At 37.4% G+C, this 18,642-nt stretch carries 18 protein-coding genes; 3 read left to right on the forward strand and 15 right to left on the reverse strand.

Annotation, left to right across the window (positions count from 1 at the left end):
* Positions 1–31: 31 nt before the first annotated feature.
* On the reverse strand, positions 32–1,318 hold the full coding sequence (locus J8L70_RS00365; protein WP_211053493.1) for a VCBS domain-containing protein: 1,287 nt from the start codon (positions 1,316–1,318) through the stop codon (positions 32–34).
* Between the two features lie 653 nt (positions 1,319–1,971).
* On the opposite strand from J8L70_RS00365, the gene J8L70_RS00370 reads away from it, so the two are divergent.
* The 3 genes from J8L70_RS00370 to J8L70_RS00380 all read left to right on the forward strand — a co-directional run bounded on the left by J8L70_RS00370 (position 1,972) and on the right by J8L70_RS00380 (position 4,514).
* Positions 1,972–2,433 (forward strand): hypothetical protein, encoded by a 462-nt coding sequence (locus tag J8L70_RS00370; protein WP_247664636.1) that lies wholly within the window; start codon positions 1,972–1,974, stop codon positions 2,431–2,433.
* A 65-nt stretch (positions 2,434–2,498) separates the two neighbouring features.
* A complete protein-coding gene (locus J8L70_RS00375; protein ID WP_211053495.1) occupies positions 2,499–2,738 on the forward strand; it encodes an RNA-binding protein in 240 nt (79 codons plus the stop codon).
* 156 nt (positions 2,739–2,894) lie between these two features.
* Positions 2,895–4,514, forward strand: a complete 1,620-nt coding sequence (locus J8L70_RS00380) for a M28 family metallopeptidase (RefSeq protein ID WP_211053496.1) — start codon at positions 2,895–2,897, stop codon at positions 4,512–4,514.
* Positions 4,515–4,538: 24 nt separating this feature from the next.
* On the opposite strand, the gene J8L70_RS00385 is transcribed toward J8L70_RS00380, so the two are convergent.
* The 14 genes from J8L70_RS00385 to rbfA form a co-directional block, all read right to left on the reverse strand.
* A complete protein-coding gene (locus J8L70_RS00385) occupies positions 4,539–5,486 on the reverse strand; it encodes a PDC sensor domain-containing protein (protein WP_211053497.1) in 948 nt (315 codons plus the stop codon).
* Positions 5,487–5,801: 315 nt separating this feature from the next.
* A complete protein-coding gene (locus J8L70_RS00390; protein ID WP_211053498.1) occupies positions 5,802–5,951 on the reverse strand; it encodes a hypothetical protein in 150 nt (49 codons plus the stop codon).
* A 194-nt stretch (positions 5,952–6,145) separates the two neighbouring features.
* Positions 6,146–6,478 (reverse strand): Na+/H+ antiporter subunit G, encoded by a 333-nt coding sequence (locus J8L70_RS00395; RefSeq protein ID WP_211053499.1) that lies wholly within the window; start codon positions 6,476–6,478, stop codon positions 6,146–6,148.
* A gap of 12 nt (positions 6,479–6,490) precedes the next feature.
* A complete protein-coding gene (locus tag J8L70_RS00400; RefSeq protein ID WP_211053500.1) occupies positions 6,491–6,760 on the reverse strand; it encodes a K+/H+ antiporter subunit F in 270 nt (89 codons plus the stop codon).
* Positions 6,754–7,290 carry a Na+/H+ antiporter subunit E gene (locus J8L70_RS00405; RefSeq protein ID WP_211053501.1) on the reverse strand — a complete coding sequence of 179 codons (537 nt, stop codon included), beginning with the start codon at positions 7,288–7,290 and terminating at the stop codon, positions 6,754–6,756. Before J8L70_RS00405 ends, J8L70_RS00400 begins: the two co-directional genes overlap by 7 nt.
* Positions 7,290–8,810 (reverse strand): monovalent cation/H+ antiporter subunit D, encoded by a 1,521-nt coding sequence (locus J8L70_RS00410; protein WP_211053502.1) that lies wholly within the window; start codon positions 8,808–8,810, stop codon positions 7,290–7,292. The genes J8L70_RS00405 and J8L70_RS00410 overlap by 1 nt, the downstream gene beginning before the upstream one ends.
* The gene (locus J8L70_RS00415; protein WP_211053503.1) at positions 8,807–9,160 is read right to left on the reverse strand and encodes a Na+/H+ antiporter subunit C; all 354 of its coding nucleotides are present in this window, start codon (positions 9,158–9,160) and stop codon (positions 8,807–8,809) included. The genes J8L70_RS00410 and J8L70_RS00415 overlap by 4 nt, the downstream gene beginning before the upstream one ends.
* The gene (locus J8L70_RS00420) at positions 9,160–11,952 is read right to left on the reverse strand and encodes a monovalent cation/H+ antiporter subunit A (RefSeq protein ID WP_211053504.1); all 2,793 of its coding nucleotides are present in this window, start codon (positions 11,950–11,952) and stop codon (positions 9,160–9,162) included. Before J8L70_RS00420 ends, J8L70_RS00415 begins: the two co-directional genes overlap by 1 nt.
* A gap of 206 nt (positions 11,953–12,158) precedes the next feature.
* Positions 12,159–13,310, reverse strand: a complete 1,152-nt coding sequence (locus J8L70_RS00425) for a hypothetical protein (RefSeq protein WP_211053505.1) — start codon at positions 13,308–13,310, stop codon at positions 12,159–12,161.
* The gene (nlpI, locus tag J8L70_RS00430; protein WP_211053506.1) at positions 13,294–14,172 is read right to left on the reverse strand and encodes a lipoprotein NlpI; all 879 of its coding nucleotides are present in this window, start codon (positions 14,170–14,172) and stop codon (positions 13,294–13,296) included. Before nlpI ends, J8L70_RS00425 begins: the two co-directional genes overlap by 17 nt.
* 156 nt (positions 14,173–14,328) lie before the next feature.
* On the reverse strand, positions 14,329–16,455 hold the full coding sequence (gene pnp / locus J8L70_RS00435; RefSeq protein WP_211053507.1) for a polyribonucleotide nucleotidyltransferase: 2,127 nt from the start codon (positions 16,453–16,455) through the stop codon (positions 14,329–14,331).
* Positions 16,456–16,866: 411 nt separating this feature from the next.
* Entirely contained in the window at positions 16,867–17,136 is a 270-nt protein-coding gene (gene rpsO, locus J8L70_RS00440) for a 30S ribosomal protein S15 (RefSeq protein ID WP_006793376.1), read from the reverse strand.
* A gap of 108 nt (positions 17,137–17,244) precedes the next feature.
* On the reverse strand, positions 17,245–18,189 hold the full coding sequence (truB, locus tag J8L70_RS00445) for a tRNA pseudouridine(55) synthase TruB (protein ID WP_211053508.1): 945 nt from the start codon (positions 18,187–18,189) through the stop codon (positions 17,245–17,247).
* Entirely contained in the window at positions 18,189–18,596 is a 408-nt protein-coding gene (rbfA, locus tag J8L70_RS00450) for a 30S ribosome-binding factor RbfA (RefSeq protein ID WP_211053509.1), read from the reverse strand. The genes truB and rbfA overlap by 1 nt, the downstream gene beginning before the upstream one ends.
* Positions 18,597–18,642: the final 46 nt, after the last annotated feature.

Consider the following 18,642-nt stretch of genomic DNA (forward strand, 5'->3'; position numbering starts at 1 on the left):
TATACATACGGCTTTTTCTTTGCTGTAAAAACTATTGCGCTAACATCCCTTTTTTAATTGAAAAATTAGCAAACCTGACTTGCTCTTCTTCTTCTCTTAAACTATCTGTTTCAACGATTGAACGATATATACCCCATTTAGGTCGAACAAAATCTTGTGCCTGTACACCACGCCACATATCAATATTTGACTCAGAAATATTAATAACCTTAGTGTCGTCACTCAAACGTGTCAGGGTCATATAAAACTGACCTTGCTCAGCAAAGGTAGCTTGTACAAATACCTCAACCCATTCATCAGTAATTAATGACCAATCTACCTCGGCCAAGTTTTTATCAAGCCCGGTACTATCGCCATTTTCATCAAACCCTGCACTGTAACGCACTTGTAATTGATTACCAGTACTGTTTTTTTCAGCACCAGATAAAGTAATAATAGGTTGGGCATCATTACCATTACTGTTATCTTCATTATCATTTCGGGCTTTGAGTTGGAAGAAATGGCTAAATTTACTGCTTAACGCTAACTCACTGCTGACTTTAAACTTCCAACTAAATTGAAAACTATCCCCTTCATAGGCCAAAGTATCGTCGGGTGATTTATCGTATGCTTTAATCTCATTTCGCTGTCTGTCGGTCACACCGTTGTCTTTATCTTGATCAATATCTCGATGTGCTAAAAACACAAAATGATTACCTATCTCTTGATCAAAGTCTTCAATAATATGCACAACATCTTCATGGTTTCCTTCATACATATCTGGCGATTCTATCGCCCCAGATGAAAAGACATTTTCAATTAATGTATAAGCGTCTAAACCGATGTCTGCGCCATCTGCATTAAGTGTTGTTTCAGCACTGAGAATAAATGCGCCAGTTTGCTGCTTACTAACACCTTTAATTTCAATAGTTACCAGCGCCGTTGTCCCATCTGCTGAAATGACAGTGACAACATCAGTTAATAGCTCATCATCCTCAAGTGCTACGACCTGCGTATTTGTTAAATCTATTAAATAGGACCAATTTCCCTGCTGATCTAAATCAAAAAAGCCAAAATCAGTAGGGTTATTTACTTGTTGTTGAAAAACGGCTTCGGCTGTTTGATCGTCTTCTATAGTGAGCATCCCTGTAATAGCAACATTTGAATCACTCAAGAGACTGCCAAATATATCACCAGCAATCACTGCTGGAGTTTGCACAATGGTGATACTAAGCCCTTGCTCATCTTCAGCAGAGCCTGAGCTTCCGCAACCAAGCAACGAATAGCACAAGGCTGATAGAATAAAGATGCGGTAAGATTTATCACTGTTTTTTAGCATAATAGACTCTTTATAAGTAAATAATGTGTAGTGTGTGTTAAAGCTAAGTTACCAATTGTTCTACTTTAAGGCCAGAATTAACTTATAAAATGTCATTACCAATAAGTTATTTTGGTTATAACCACCCCCGCTTTATGCGATACATGATTAATACTTTTATTTTAATAAAAAATGGAAACCTATTTTTGTACTCAGGTGCTGCACTTGAAATTACTAAAAATTTATCGGGGGTTATGTTTCTGTTTGGCGTATTAAAGCGGATACCTCGCCCATTTAGGGACTTTTTTACAAAATGTTTGCCCGCCATCGAATAACGCTTTTTGGTGATACAAAGCAATGTAAAAACCTTAAAGGAATATACTAAAACGATTTAAAGGACTAAATGAAGAATAAGAAGTTCATTTTTCGCCTTAATAATAACGCCTTATAATATTTATTTTTTAATCTAAGGGTAAATCAACTCAGTCCTTCCTTTAAACGATAAGTATAATGCCCTATTACTTTATTACTCAGCAATCACCGAATGACTCTTCTCATTGGTAATTTATTACTAATACATATGATTTTTAAAGATTAAAAGATTGATTTTAATCTAGGTTCCACTACATTTAAGCTAATGTTAAATCAGCCATACCCAGTACCTGGAGAAAATGATGCCCCACTTAGTTAAACTATCCTTATTTTTTATATTAATACTATCGCACAATGCCTTTGCAGCAGCTGAAGCAACGCACATTCCTGGCGTGTTCATTGGTGCAACTCATGCACAAGATGAAACCGAATTTACCTATGGCATTGAATACGAATATAAATTCACTTCGCAATGGGGAGCTGGTGTTGTGTACGAGCGCGCAGATTCCGCGCATCACGATGATGGTGTCAGTGTCCTACTTGCTTCTGTGTATTATCACCCAACAAAATCTATTCGCTTAGGAGTCGGTTTTGGCGAAGAGCGAATTGGTGGCGATCACCCCCATGAAGAGGATTTATATCGTGTTAGTGCCGCTTATGATTTTCATATTGGCAACTTTGGTTTAGCGCCCACACTCGCGGTAGATTTTATAGATGATGAAGAAGCGGTGGTTGTTGGCGTTGCCCTCACTCGTCCATTTTAAAAATAATTAGGTTAAATGTCGTTTAGTTGAGATAATACCCGCTGACATTATAAATTAGGTTCATTATGAAACTATTAGTTCGTAACTTATCTCGTAGCACGACAGAGCAAGATCTTCGTACACTGTTTTCAGCTCATGGAAAAGTTATTACATGTAATTTAGTACTAGATAAAGACACCGGCCAATCAAAAGGCTTTGCTTTTATTGAAATGCCAAATGAGATTGAAAGTCGAGGTGCTATAAAGGCACTTAACCAATTAAACGTTGATAAAAGTAAAATACGCGTAAAGTATGCTGATGTATAAATAAGCAATAAAAAACCAGCCGATGCTGGTTTTTTATTGCCTGTGACTTTAACCAATTTTAATGTTTTGCTAAACAGCATGATTCACCGCAAAAATTAGACATTGATTTAACACCTATTTATATTAACGAACACCTTAAATATTAATATGAATTTTATGTTATCTACTTTTATAAAATGTGTAAGTGCAAGCATGCTAATTTTGTTAATTAGTTGCTCCGATGCAAATAATGGACACATACAACTTAAAGACACCCCCACTGTTAGCCTTGAAAATATAAAACAACATATAGAAACATTAGCGTCTGATGACTTTGCCGGCCGAGGTCCTCTAACGCTTGGCGAAGTTAAAACAATAAACTATTTACAACAACAATATAAAGCAATCGGCCTTACTGGTGCTTACCAAGGTGAATTTTTACACCCTGTAAAAATGGCCATGGTGACGGCAGATCAAACTATGCAGCTAAACATAGGCGACTTGCAGTTTAAAGCCGGTACCGACTTTACTGCTCGCACTGAGCAGCTTCACCCTCTTATTGACTTACGTAAGTCTGAGATTGTATTTGTAGGCTATGGTATTAATGCGCCTGAATATAATTGGAATGATTATGAAAATGTTGATGTAAGCGGGAAAACAGTCATTATCTTAGTGAACGATCCGGGGTTTGCCACTCAAAATGATTCACTCTTTACAGGTAATGCCATGACCTATTATGGTCGCTGGACTTATAAATACGAAGAGGCCGCTCGTCAAGGTGCAAAAGCCGTGTTTATAGTACATGAAACAGCCCCCGCAGCGTATCCTTGGGGAGTGGTCGAGAGTTCAAATACCGGGACCAAATACACCTTAATGGATAACAATTTAAATAATTCTAAATTACCGATTATGGGGTGGCTAACACTCAATGCTACTGAGCAGATATTTAATTTAGCTAAAATGAATTATCACGATTTAAAAAAAGCTGCATTAAATGATGATTTTAAAGCGACTGCGCTTAATTTAAATGCAAATCTTGCGTTTAAAAATGAAGTATCTCATGCCAAATCGCACAATGTCGTTGCGCAAATTACGGGCAGCGAAGCACCTGATGAATTTGTTGTAATTAGCGCTCACTGGGATCATTTTGGTACAAAACAAACACCAACAGGCCCTAAAATTTATAATGGAGCTGTTGATAATGCTTCTGGTACAGCCGCAACGCTCGAAATTGCGCGAATCATGAATAAAATACATCAGCAAACCCCTTTTAAACGTTCAATTTTATTCGCTAATTTTACAGCAGAAGAAACTGGATTGATTGGTTCAGAAGAATTTGCCAGTGGTACAGTCGTTCCCACCAAGCAAATGGTCGGTTTGCTCAATATTGATGGTATGAATGTACTCGCAGGTACCGATTACATACTGCAATATGGTAAAAATTTATCGACCATGGAAAACTACTTAGAAAAGGCCGCTAAAGCACAAGGACGAGTCGTGAAAATGGACCCTCGTCCGCAAAATGGTTTATTTTTCAGATCAGACCATTTTTCACTCTCAAAACAAGGTGTACCCAGTTTATTATTTATGAGTTTAGGTGATACAGATCCTGACTACATTACACATAAATACCACAAAGAAACCGACGACTATTCGCCACTTTGGCCATTAGGTGGTGTAAAGCAAGATATAGAACTTATAATCGACATTGCAACACAACTTGCAAATAATGGCGACTGGCCTAAATGGACAAGCGAGTCTGACTTTAAAACCAAGCGTGATCAGGATATGCAGTAACAAAGTCACTGCTTAAAAACCCTCTTATTTAGAGGGTTTTTGCTTTAAACGAGCCTGCATAAGCAATATCTCGGCCTTTGAGCCAAAATATACATAAACAGCTAACGCAATTAATAGACCGACTACTGCTAACATCATCGCAACCGCTGGCAGTAAATATTCAGATTGCCCCAACGCGGCTTTAAACATAGTTAACAGTGCTTCGATTGAGATAGCAATCAGTACCGTTGATATAAATCGCGTTATAGTTCGACGCGTAGAGCTATGTCTAAAGATATCTTTATGCATTAATATCTCTTCTTCAAGTATGGTTTTACCTAAATCAAACACAGCTAAAGCCAAAGTAATATATATAATGATGCTAAAGGGCTTTAGAGGGTCGGCATTGCTACCTAGCTCTTGTATCAAAGTATAAATATCTTGAAATACGATACTTAATAAAAACAATACCAACGTAAATAAACATCCAACTATGAGCCCATACCCTGCTTTAAAAAACGGCACCATACTGGCTCTGGCTGTATCACCCATTAAAAACTCGATTAACTGAGTAAGGCATACATCAAGGACTAAATACTTTTGAGCAGCTTCACTATTTGAAAGTTTTTTTGTCACACTAATGCACATATGATTAGTTGCAATAGAAATATAAGGGTCGGTAAAATGGATATCTTGGCCATTATGACAACGTTGAAAATAAGGTCGTTCACTTAAATCTTGATGATCACCATGTGCGCCCAGTGTTTTTAAATACTGGCGTTTAAAGCAAACATTATTACCAATTTGAAGACCTTTTTCGTCTAAGCAATATTGCAACTCTAAAAATGGATAACGTTTTATTAAGTAACCCATATCGCGCTTTTTATATACGCCATCTTCTATGCTCATCACAATCGAGTGTAGTAAGCTTTCAATTACACGTTGGTATTCTTCATAACGCTCAACACAGCTTATATAGCTCATTCGTGCCATACTTGCGTCCCCCAAAATATTGCGATGCAATTAAGATTGCAAGTTTAAAACCACATTTTAGTTCATTAAATTTCAACAACTTAAAACAAACACATCGTTTTCAATGCACTATTTTGGTCATTATTTTTGAAGAATGCACTATTGCTAGCCCAGTATTGTTATTATTGTAGTGACCGAATATAGCCTCAAAATTTTAAATATTGTAGACCTGATCATAAGCTATCAGCTCATTGAGAAAGTAATGTAATTAAAATTGAAAAATTATCAAATGGCTAAATTTTCTGTGCAATAAGGTGAATTTAGTCTTAGTGCATATTAAATTGGGTTAATTGGAGAGCTTAATCTCAAACACATTACAGATATAGAGATTGTATAACTGGCAGGTTGGATACTAATATTTTTATCATCATCGGTCCAACATCCTTGAACCAATACACTAAGCAACACTAATATCCATTTATTCATGCTCAATCTCTTATTCGATATAAACAGTAAAACATATCTATATCAAATAATAAGCGAGCTTCTTGTACCTGTAAAGCAAACATTAACATCCTGTTAAATCCTTATTTAACAAAATGCTACTTATTTTACAGCTGGTATACTAATTTTTCATAAAAATAAAACACATAAGCATAATTACTTACCTTGTTTGTAATTTAATCTTTCTCTATTTTATCGAGACCTTTGGTCTCTTCCGTAGCGTTTAATTTATGATGTAATGCCGATTTAATAAGCATGTAACCACTGATAGGTGCCGTAATTAATAAAAATACGGTGATCAATATTTCTTTAACACTTAACCCATGCTCAGAGTTAGCAAAAAATACCATAGCTGCAATTAAAATACTTGCCATACCCAACGTCGTCGCTTTGGTTGGGCCATGCAAGCGCATATAAAAATCAGGAAGCTTTATTAAACCAAGCGACCCTATAAAAATAAATAGGCCACCAAAAAGTAAAAATGCCGAGACAATCCATTCGCTTATCATTATACTGTTACCTTATTCTATAATATCGCCACGCAGTAGGTATTTACATACCGCCACCGTACTAATAAACCCAAGCATTGCAATGAGTAATGCAGCTTCAAAATATAAACCTGTGCCCATACTAATACTATATAGGATAATTAAAGCAATCACGTTTATATACATAGTATCTAGCGCTAAGATACGATCAGGAACAGATGGGCCTTTCATTAAACGCCAAAAATTTAACATGATAGACAACCCTATCAAGGAAAATACAATAAGTAATACAGTGTCTAACATTGAAAAATCTCCTTTAAAGGCATTTCATAGCGTTGTTTTATTAATGTAATAAGCGCCTCTTCATCATCTAAATCTAGAACATGTATTAACAAATAACGCTGCCCTATTTGCTCGCCTTCGAGAAGATTTTCTTTGATAGGATATACATCAGCACTAACCGTACCAGGAGTTAATGACACACAACTGGCTAAAATAGTAATCGGTAAATCATGAGTTAAATCGATTGGTACTTTTATAAATGCAGGCCGTAATTTTTTATTGGCGCCAAGTATTAATAATGCAACTTCTATATTAGCGACAACAATATCGTAAAGTACTATAAATAGTTGCTTAAGTGCCAAACTTGGTTTGATAATAGTAGGTTGTCTATCACGAAATGAAAATGTTATCAGTGGAATACTTAATGCCAAAATAGTCCCTAATAAAATATGCCCAATAGATGCACTATTATTTAGTAATAACCAAACCACAAATAAAAAGAGACTAAATATAGGGGTAGGTAACCATTTAAATTGCCCTTGTAAACGCATTATAAACCTCCTTTAATAACGGCTTTAATACCACCACTTATATCGTGCAACTGGTGTGCTGCATTTTGCATATAATCACTTATTGGCTGGGCAAAAATAACTAATAATGGCGAACACGCCAATAAAGAAATAATCGCAATGATATGTAGGGGATGCGCATTAGGGGCATCGTTTAATTCGTTACTATTTTTATGTCTTCTTTCCCAAAACAAACTTGCTCCAGCACGCGACATAGCAACCAATAAAGCTAAACTTGTTAGCAAGTACACAGGCCAAAAAAACATAGCTTGACCGCTATTTAGGGTGCTTTTCAATATCCAAATTTTACCTATAAAACCCGACAAAGGTGGCATACCAATCACGCTAAGTGTTGCAATAATAAAACAGGTGCCTAATAAAAAAGGTTGTTTAACCCCTCGCCCTGCGGTTAGTCGATCGGCTACTTTGCCTCGTTGCAGCGAAATTAAATCGGATAATAAAAATAGTGCAGCAGTAACCACTGTAGAATGTACTAAATAATAAAGTAACGCGGCGGTGGCCTCTTCATTTTGTAACGAAATTAAGGCCACTAATGTCCCTACCGATACAATCACTAAGTTTGAAGTTAACTTGCGTAAATCCTGAGCAGCAAGTACACCAATAGCGCCTACTATTATAGTTGCAATTGCTAATCCCCATAGCCAAGGTTGCGCCATATGTGCAAGCTCACCCGCTTCATCACCAAATACAACCGTATACACACGAAGCATGGCATACACACCGACCTTTGTCATAATGGCAAATAAGGCTGCTACGACAGGCTTTGCATTTGAGTATGTATTTGCCAACCACAGATGCAATGGCAATAAAGCGGCTTTTAAAGCAAACACAACTAATAATAAAAGCCCGCCAGCCTTAGCAATATAAATATCATCACCTTGAAGTTGTGGTACCTTTTGCGCCATATCGGCAATATTAAGGGTTCCTAGCACACCATATAAAATACCTAAACCAATTAAGAAAACACTTGAACCAACTAAATTTAAAATGACGTATTGTAGAGCAGCACGTGTACTGTGTTTATCACCTGCATGCATAAGCAATGAATAAGAGGCAATTAGTAATACTTCAAAAAATACAAAAACGTTAAATAAATCACCAGTTAAAAACGCGCCATTTACACCTAATATCAAAAAATGGACTAATGGATGAAAAAAATTACCTTTTTTGTCATCTCCAGCAATGCTGTAAATAACCACTGCCACACCCAGTAACGAGGTTAAACTCACTAATAATACCGATAATAAATCAGCAACAAGCACTATTCCAAATGGCGCAGACCAATTACCTATTGCATAAACGCTAATGCCATTATTAGTCACCTGTACTAACAGCACAATGCTTACAACTAATGTGATCACAGCCATAATTGCAGAGGCAATACGGCGCATAAAAAGGCTTTTTCCACACGGTGGCAGTAATAAAATAACCGCCGCTAACATAGGCAGTAAAATAGGTAAAACAGCCAAATGCTCAATCATGACTGTTCCTTTTTATTTGCTGAAAGTTCGGGAATATGGCCATCAACATGGTCATTGCCTAAATCCGCACGACCACGTATAGCTAAAATAACCACAAATGCTGTCATTGCAAACCCAATTACAATGGCGGTTAATACCAAGGCTTGAGGAAGAGGGTCAGCATAATCACTAGAAGTACCTAGCACCACGGCTTTATTAATAGTTAGACGCCCAGCCGAAAACAAAAATAAATTGACCGCGTAAGAAAGCATGGTTAAACCTAATACAACGGGAAAGGTACGTGCTTTTAATAATAAAAAAATACCGCAAGTAACTAACACACCAACGCATGACGCGTATAATAATTCCATTAAATTTTTACCTCTTTACTAACCGTAGTCCCACTCATGTTACCTAAACTAGCTAAAATCATTAAGGTTGCACCGACCACTGTTAAATAAACACCTAAATCAAATACAATGGCACTTGCTAGCTCCGTTTTGCCAATAAGTGGTATCGCAAAATAATCAAACCAGGTTGTTAAGAATGGACGGTCAAACAACCAACTTCCCATGCCGGTAAATAAAGCGATACCGATACCACTGGCAATAATTTTGCGATAATTCACATCAAACCGTTCATTAATCCATGTTGTTCCGTGCGCCATATATTGCAAAATAAAGGCAATAGAAGTAACAAGCCCTGCAATAAATCCACCTCCGGGTAGGTTATGACCACGTAAGAAGATATAAGCTGAAACAAGAAGTGCTAACGGCAATAAACTTTGCGAAATACTCGCAAGTAATACTGGATGTTTATCTTTAGCCCATTCACGCCCCTCGCCATCTTTAGTGGGAGAGAAAATGGGAATATTAGAAAGCACTTTATAAATACCGAGCGCCGCAATACCTAATACCGTAATCTCCCCAAGTGTATCAAAGCCCCTAAAATCAACTAAAATAACATTAACCACATTAGTACCGCCTCCACCTGTTTTGGCATTAGCAATAAAGAATTCCGAAATAGATTCAAGTGGGCGTGTTAATAGTGCATAACAAATACTAGCAACAACCACTCCCACTGTTGAGGCAATTGATAAATCTCGTAATACACGTAATGAGCTTGATTCTTTTGGTGTATGTTGAGGTAAAAAATAAAGCGCAAGCATTAACAAAATAACCGTGGCTACTTCAACTGTTAATTGCGTTAACGCTAAATCTGGCGCAGAGAAACGCGTAAACGCCACTGAAACCATTAATCCTACAATCGATAACATAAGTAACGACACCATCCGTGAGCGATGCCATATGACAGTTGCGATAGCGCCAATAATTAATAATCCAGCACCAATAGCATTATGAATATCGATTGGTGCCAATGGAGCACTTCCTGCCAATTTTTGCATTTCAAATAGCGGCCAACCGGCGCATAGCAAAACAACAACAAGTAATACAACGATATACCGTTGTAATGAGCCATTTTCAATATTACTAATATTAACTTGGCTCCACTGTACTAAACGATAAACTACGCGCTCGAATAATTTTTTCGCATTAAGTGGCGGTAACGATGCTTGAAATTTAAATAGGTATTTACGATTCATATAAATGAATACACCACCCACGACGGCAATTGCACTCATTAATAATGGTAAATTAAAGCCATGCCAAATTGATAAATGATATTCGGGTAAATCTTTCCCTAATACAGCCATTGAAGCGGCAGATAATATGCCATTAACAACAAAATGCGGGAAAATACCCACCAATATACATAACACAACCAGTACTTCAATCGGAACACGCATAAAGCGAGGCGCTTCATGTGGAGTGCGTGGTAAATCTATCGGGTCGCCATTAAAAAATACATCATGAATAAAACGCGCAGAATAAGCAACCGAGAGTGCTCCTGCAATAGTAGCCAGTACGGGTATTAACCAAGACATAGAGCCGAGTACTTCTGAAGAAAGTGTTTCAGTAAAAAACATCTCTTTAGATAAAAACCCATTAAGTAATGGCACCCCCGCCATCGCGGCAGCTGCGACCATAGCAAGTGTTGCTGTATAAGGTAAATACCGCCACATGCCATTTAACTTACGCATATCTCGGGTACCCGTCTCATGATCGATAATACCCGTTGCCATAAATAATGATGCTTTAAACGTCGCATGGTTAATAATATGAAAGATTGCAGCCACAGCCGCTAAGTCAGTATCTAAACCCAGTAATAATGTGATTAGACCAAGGTGGCTGATCGTTGAGTATGCAAGCAAACCTTTAAGGTCATGCTTAAACAATGCAACATAAGCACCAAATAATAAAGTCGCTAATCCAGTCAGACCCACTAATATAAACCAAATATCAGTACCTGCAAGTGCAGGGTAAAAACGAGCGAGTAAAAATATACCCGCTTTTACCATCGTAGCTGAATGTAAATATGCACTGACAGGGGTCGGTGCAGCCATCGCATGGGGTAGCCAAAAATGAAAAGGAAATTGAGCCGATTTGGTAAAGGCACCTAATAATACGAGCACTAATGCCACTTCATAAAGGGCATCAGATTGAATTAATTCTTTACTTGCTAAAATAGTATCGAGGTCGTAACTGCCAACAATATTGGCAATAATCATTAAACCAGCTAATAACGCTAAGCCACCTGCACCAGTCACAGTTAATGCCATTTTAGCACCGCGACGTGCTTCAGATTTATGCCACCAAAAGCTAATTAATAAAAAAGAGCTAATACTGGTCAATTCCCAAAACAGCCATAATTGAATTACATTATTCGACATTACAATGCCAAGCATCGCAGTCATAAACAGCATTAAATAACTATAAAGTTTTGCTATAGAGTCTTGAGCACTGACATAAAAACGAGCATATAAAATAACTAAGGTACCAATGCCTAAAATCATAAACATAAATAATAAGCTTAAACCATCCAATCGAAATGATAAGTCTAGCCCGATTGCAGGTACCCAAGTGACTGTATAACGTAATGTTTCTCCAGCAAGAACCGCCGGTGCATGATACGCAGTAATTGCCAATGCAATTAAAGGAGCAATCAAGGTAAGTGTGGCAGTGGCATTTCGAGACAATTTTGCGGTGCATGAGGAAATAACACTGCCAATTAAGGATAGCAAGGGTATCCAGAGCAAAGTCATGATGAAGAACCTTTTATAATCATTATTGTTATATCAATACACAAAATTACACGTGATAGTGATGCTTTTACTGTCTGTTTTTAAACGACATTAATATGTATAGTTATACTGAAAAACGGCTATTTTGTCTATAGATAGCGGTATTAACTGAACAAAAACAAAACAATTTAATGATATCTTAAACGCCACAATTAAATTGTTTCATACTAATCTCGCACTCGTGAATTAGACGGAGTCGTTAAGTTATTAGTCTCTAATTGTTTTAACCATAGTTGACGATACTGCTCGCTTAATTTTATTTGCTGATACTGCATGATAGATAATTGTACGCTTGGTTTATATGCTTCGTACCCAATACGGCAACTTTCACTTTTAACCCAACCTTGCGGCGGTGAAACACCATTTGTAATAAATAGATTAGGGGCAACATAACCCGATTTAAAACATAGCCACTTTTGCTTACTGTCAGGCAACACGTATTCATCTTCAAAGCCACTAAAGTGCATTAATTCATGTAAAAAAACCTGATAACTTGCTGTGGAATTTATTTGCATAACATTATTAACAACATTAGCACTTCCAGATTTCCCCATCATCACAATAAAGTTAAATCCCTTCTTTAAATAGTGTTGGTAAACTTTTTCGACCACATCGCATTTAGCTGCTTTACTTGTTAGTTTACACAGCATTTGGCCTGCTGCATAAACGGGGTTAGAAAAACAAAACACCCCCTGCTTAGGTTCTGGTTGTTGATTAAACACTGCTTTAAACTCAGCCAATTTATTTAAACCCGCTCTATGTTCAGTTAATAAAAGCACATTAAATCGACACTTGTTATCAATAATCAGATCATCGCCTAATTTTGCAAATTGCATCGCTTGCAAAAAAGCCTCACTCACAAAGTAATAAGGTTCGCTGTTATACAAATAAAGTTCATTAAGTACGTTCCCCTGCGGCAGCGCCTTAAGGTGATATAATTGATTAAGCTGATCCCAACGCTTTAGGTCAAATAGTTTAGTTGCAAGCTCTGTACGCTGCACTAAAGATAGCCGATTTAGTACAGGTAGCCAAAATAACCTTGCTGTATCGGCTTTACCTTGCGAAAGGTGCATCATTGCATATAACCACTGGGCACTGGCAATACGATTACGCGCAAGTATCGCAATTGAGTCAGGTGAAAGCTGAGATAAATGCTGATTAAAATATGTGGGAAAGTGGGTATATAAAGCTAAAACTTGGTTTTTTTTATGCGTAGCATGCCAAAAACCAAGTTCATAATGTTGATTAGTTGAGCTGGTAAGTAATAAGCTTAATAATAAAAAGCCAGCGAGCTTAGTTAAATTAACTTGCGTCAGCACCGTTCATCAGTTCAAGCTCTAAACGCGCATACTTATATTCTATAAACTCGTGCACATTTGTTGCTAATGCCAATCTAAAATAATCGGCTGCAACATAATCAAGGCCTTTCGCTTGATATAGTTTAGCTAAATAAAAATAAGCTTCACATAAACGATGAATATACTCTTGTTTACTTTTAACGCCTTCACTAATTGTTTTTAAAAACGCTTGCTCAGTGGTATCACCAAGATATAACGCGATTAGTTGAAATGCCCATTGTGATTCATCTAAAGCCTGTGCGTTTTCTTTTAACTGGATTAAAGCTTGTTGCTGATTTTCATTTACCTGAGATAAATACAACCATAAAACACGATACGGATCGTTAGGAGAGCGTGCTAAAAATGCGTTAAAGTCATCACTAGCCAATGCGGCTCTATCACCATAATAAAGCGCAATTCCTCTATTTAAATAGGCATATTCATGCTCGGCATCAAGCTCTAGTGCCGAGTCAAAAAATTCATACGCTTTTTCGTATTGTTGCATTAGCGTATGTTGAATACCTAAAAAATTATATACTTCGGCTAAATCAGGCTTTAACGTTACCGCTCGATTAAAATCAATACGCGATAATGTTGTCATACCTAAACTATCAAATAATACACCACGGTCATACAACAACTTTGCTTGTTGCTCAGTACTCAGATCGGTTCTATTAAGTAGCTCTGAAAAACGAGCTATGGCAATTTCACTTCTGAAATCACTCGCCATAGGTTCTGTAAAAGGCACATTTACTAGCGGCATAGGAGATGGCTGCGAAGTTGACTGACAGGCGCTAAGAGACAAAATAGCAAACGATGCTAGCGCTAAATGTTTGAGTATCATTAAAATCCTTATTACCAAAATTATCAATATGAGACTTTTAAAAGCTTAAAAAGGTTCATTCCTATTTACACGATAGTTTATTAAAGCATAAAAAAAGGGGCTAAACAGCCCCTTTTTTAGTATCTAACAAATATTGTTAGATTAATAAGTTAGCAATTACGCGTCTTTTGACTCATCAGCTGCAGGCGCTGCTGATTCCATTGCTTCTTTAATACTTAAGCGTACACGGCCTTGGCGGTCTACTTCAAGTACCTTAACTTTGACTTCTTGACCTTCAGATAGGTGGTCTGAAACATTATTCACACGTTCAGTACTGATTTGCGAAATATGTACTAAACCATCTTTACCAGGAAGAATATTTACAAACGCACCAAAATCAACAATACGTACAACTTTACCATTGTAAATAGTCCCTACTTCAAGCTCAGCCGTTAATTGCTCAATACGTTTAATTGTATTTGCAGCGCTTTCGCCATCTGTAGCAGCAATTTTGATTGTGCCATCATCTTCGATTTCAATCGTTGTACCTGTTTCTTCAGTAAGTTGACGAATAGTTGCGCCGCCTTTACCAATTACTTCAGCAATTTTCTTCTGTGGTATCTTCATTGTATAGATACGTGGAGCAAACATTGAAAGCTCTTCAGAAGGCGCAGAGATAGCCTCGTCCATCACACCTAAGATGTGTAAACGTGCTGCTTTTGCTTGAGTTAAAGCAATCTGCATAATTTCTTTAGTGATACCTTCAATTTTGATATCCATTTGTAGTGCAGTGATACCATTAGAAGTACCCGCTACTTTAAAGTCCATGTCACCTAAGTGATCTTCATCACCTAAAATGTCAGAAAGAACAACGAATTTTTCGTCTTCTTTAACTAGACCCATCGCAATACCAGCAACAGATGCTTTAATTGGTACACCTGCATTCATTAATGCTAGTGAAGTACCACATACTGATGCCATTGAAGATGAACCATTTGATTCAGTGATTTCAGATACAACACGAATTGAGTATGGGAACTCAGTTAATGTAGGCATAACCGCTTGAATACCACGTTTTGCTAAGTTACCGTGACCAATTTCACGACGCTTAGGAGAACCTACAAAACCAGTTTCACCTACACAGAATGGAGGGAAGTTATAGTTAAGCATAAAGTGGTTTTTATGAGTACCGGTTAAATCATCAATTAATTGTGAATCACGTTCTGTACCTAGTGTAGCTGTCACAAGTGCTTGTGTTTCACCACGAGTAAAGATAGCAGAGCCATGAGTACGTGGTAATACACCCGTCATTACATCTAGCGCACGAATCATATCTGGTTCACGACCATCAATACGTTTTTCACCAGCGGTGATGCGGCCACGAACGATTTTCTTCTCTAAAGAACCAAAAACTTTACCTACTTCTTGAGTATCTAGTTTTTCATCTTCAGCAAGCTCTTCAGTTAATGCTGTGATAACAACGTCTTTCGCTGCACTAAGTGCTTCTTTACGTGCTACTTTATCAGTAATACGGTAAGCATCACCAATGTTGTCAGCAGCCAATTGCGCTACTTTTTCTTCAAGCGAAACGTTTTTCTCAGGTGCAGTCCAATCCCATGTAGGCTTGCCTGCTTCTGCTTTAAATTCGTTAATTGCATTGATGATAGATTGAGATTGCTCATGGCCGTAAACAACAGCACCTAGCATTATGTCTTCAGCTAATACGTCAGCTTCTGATTCAACCATTAATACAGCGTTATCAGTACCGGCAACAACTAGATCTAGTTGGCTTTCTTCAAGTTCTTTTAGTGTCGGGTTAAGTACATACTCACCGTTGATGTAACCAACGCGAGATGCACCAATTGGACCGCTAAATGGGATACCAGAGATAGCAAGTGCTGCTGAAGTACCTATCATTGCAACCATATCAGGTTGAATTTCAGGGTTTACAGATACAACGGTCGCGATTACTTGTACTTCGTTTACAAATCCATTAGGGAAAAGTGGACGAATTGGACGGTCAATAAGGCGAGCGATTAGTGTTTCACCGTCGTTTGGACGACCTTCACGCTTTAAAAAACCACCTGGGATACGACCAGCAGCGTACATACGCTCTTGGTAGTTAACCGTTAATGGGAAGAAATCTTGACCTGGTTGTGCTTCACGCTTACCAACAACAGTAACTAATACTGATGTATCACCGATGCTTGCTAAAACAGCACCATCTGCTTGACGTGCGATTGCACCTGTTTCTAGGGTGACTGTATGTTGACCTAGTTGAAACTCTTTAATAATTGCTTGCACTTAAAATATTCCTTAAATGTTTTTATATTTCATGAATTTAAGTTGTTATTAAAGTACCAATTACAGTACATAATTGTATTCAGTTGGAAATCAATTAAGTACTACAATTGGCAATAATTTTAATAACGATAGATAACCTATTTATCTACGCGCATAGTATATAACAAAGCCACTACAAATTGCGAGCCTAGTTATAATTGCTTTAAATTAATTGGGTTGTTTATTAAAAGATAAAAAAGCATCGTAGGATATATATACAAAAAGGGTCAAAAATTCATTGTATTAAATAGTAGATAATAACTTAGGTGCATGTTTAGAGAATAAGAAATACCTTAAAGATATTCTCATTAACCATTAAATTAGAGGCACAAAAAAAGGAGCTAAATAGCTCCTTTTTTCGAAATCAAGTGCTTAGCGACGTAGGCCAAGTTCTTTGATTAGTGCAGTATAACGCGAGATATCTTTACCTTTAAGGTAATCAAGCAATTTACGGCGAGTGCTAACTTTACGAAGCAGACCACGACGAGAGTGGAAATCGTGCTTGTGATCAGCAAAGTGACCTTGTAGCTTGTTGATATCAAAAGTAAGTAATGCTACTTGTACTTCAGGTGAACCAGTGTCGCCTTCTGCACGTGCAAATTTAGCAATGATATCGATTTTTTCTTGATTGCTTAGTGACATAGTAACTCCAAAATTAAATTTAAAAGGTGCTTTAGCCGATCACTAATTCAGCCAAAACGATTAAGCGGGCGTATTCTACCAAGTATAAAAATAACTACAAGTTAAACTTTACTCTGGAAGCTGATTTGCCAAACCACGTTTTGATTTTAGGTGGCCATCAGGGTTACGTTCACCTGTACCAATAAACACACCATCGGCTAACACTTTAATTGCACCATGAGGTAATTCTGTACCTAACACAATAGCTTGGCCGTGGCTAAATGACATCCCTTGCTCTTTTGTGATTTCAACTACAGGTAAATCAACAAGTGCAGAGTCCATTGGCAGCAGCAATTCATCTAAATATGTACTTGGTTCAATCTCTTGTTCTTTAGCTGAGTCAAGCAATGCCTGAATATGTTCTAACGTAACCATTTTATCTGCAGGGTAATGCCCTACTGCGCTACGATGCAACATAATAACGTGCGCACCACAACCAATGTTTTCACCTAAATCGTCCACTATCGTACGAATGTAAGTACCTTTAGATACATGTGCCGTCATCTGAATTTCGTTGTTTTTCTCATCGAACTCATCGAGAGTTAAACTAAATACATTAATCTTCCTACATTTACGAGGAACTTCAATTCCTTCTCGTGCATACTTATATAAAGGTTTACCTTCATACTTTAATGCCGAATACATAGAAGGATATTGGTCTGACTCACCTAAAAAAGCAGCAACTTCGCGTTCTAATTGCTCCATTGTCACATTTACCGCTTTTGTACTGACTATTTCACCGTCAGAGTCAGAAGTGGTTGTACGTTCACCTAATTTAGCGCGAACGACATAGGTTTTGTCAGTGTCTAGTAGAAACTGTGTAAACTTAGTCGCCTCACCAAAACAAATAGGTAACATACCAGTTGCTAAAGGGTCTAAGGCACCCGTGTGGCCCGCTTTTTGGGCAAAATATATGCCTTTGGCTTGTTGCAGTGCTTTATTTGACGAAATGCCTTCAGGTTTGTTTAACAACAAAATGCCATCTATTTGACGGCCTTTACTGCGTCTTGCCATTAGTCTTTGTTGCCTTCTTCACTTTGGGTTTCATCATCAACATGTTTCGCGTTATCTTCGCGAATAACCGAATCAACTAAATTAGAGATTCGCATCCCTTCCATTAGTGAATTATCAACCACAAATTTAAGCTCTGGCATAATACGCGCACGAATACGTTTACCTAATAAAGAACGAATATAACCCGTTGCTTCATTAAGAATTTTTGCGCTTTGTTTAGCACTGTCTTCATCTTTAGTATTAAATACCGTGATAAATACTTTTGCGTATGATAAATCGCGCGATACTTCTACCGCTGACACTGTGACCATACCTAAGCGTGGATCTTTAATTTCGCGTTGTAATATAACCGCAATCTCTTTTTGAATTTGCTGAGCAACACGATCAGTGCGAGAAAATTCTCTCATTTATATTATCCTAAAATCATAACTTATTGAAAAATAATAATAAGTT

It is taken from the genome of Pseudoalteromonas sp. MMG010 (assembly GCF_018100905.1).
Classification (GTDB): domain Bacteria; phylum Pseudomonadota; class Gammaproteobacteria; order Enterobacterales; family Alteromonadaceae; genus Pseudoalteromonas.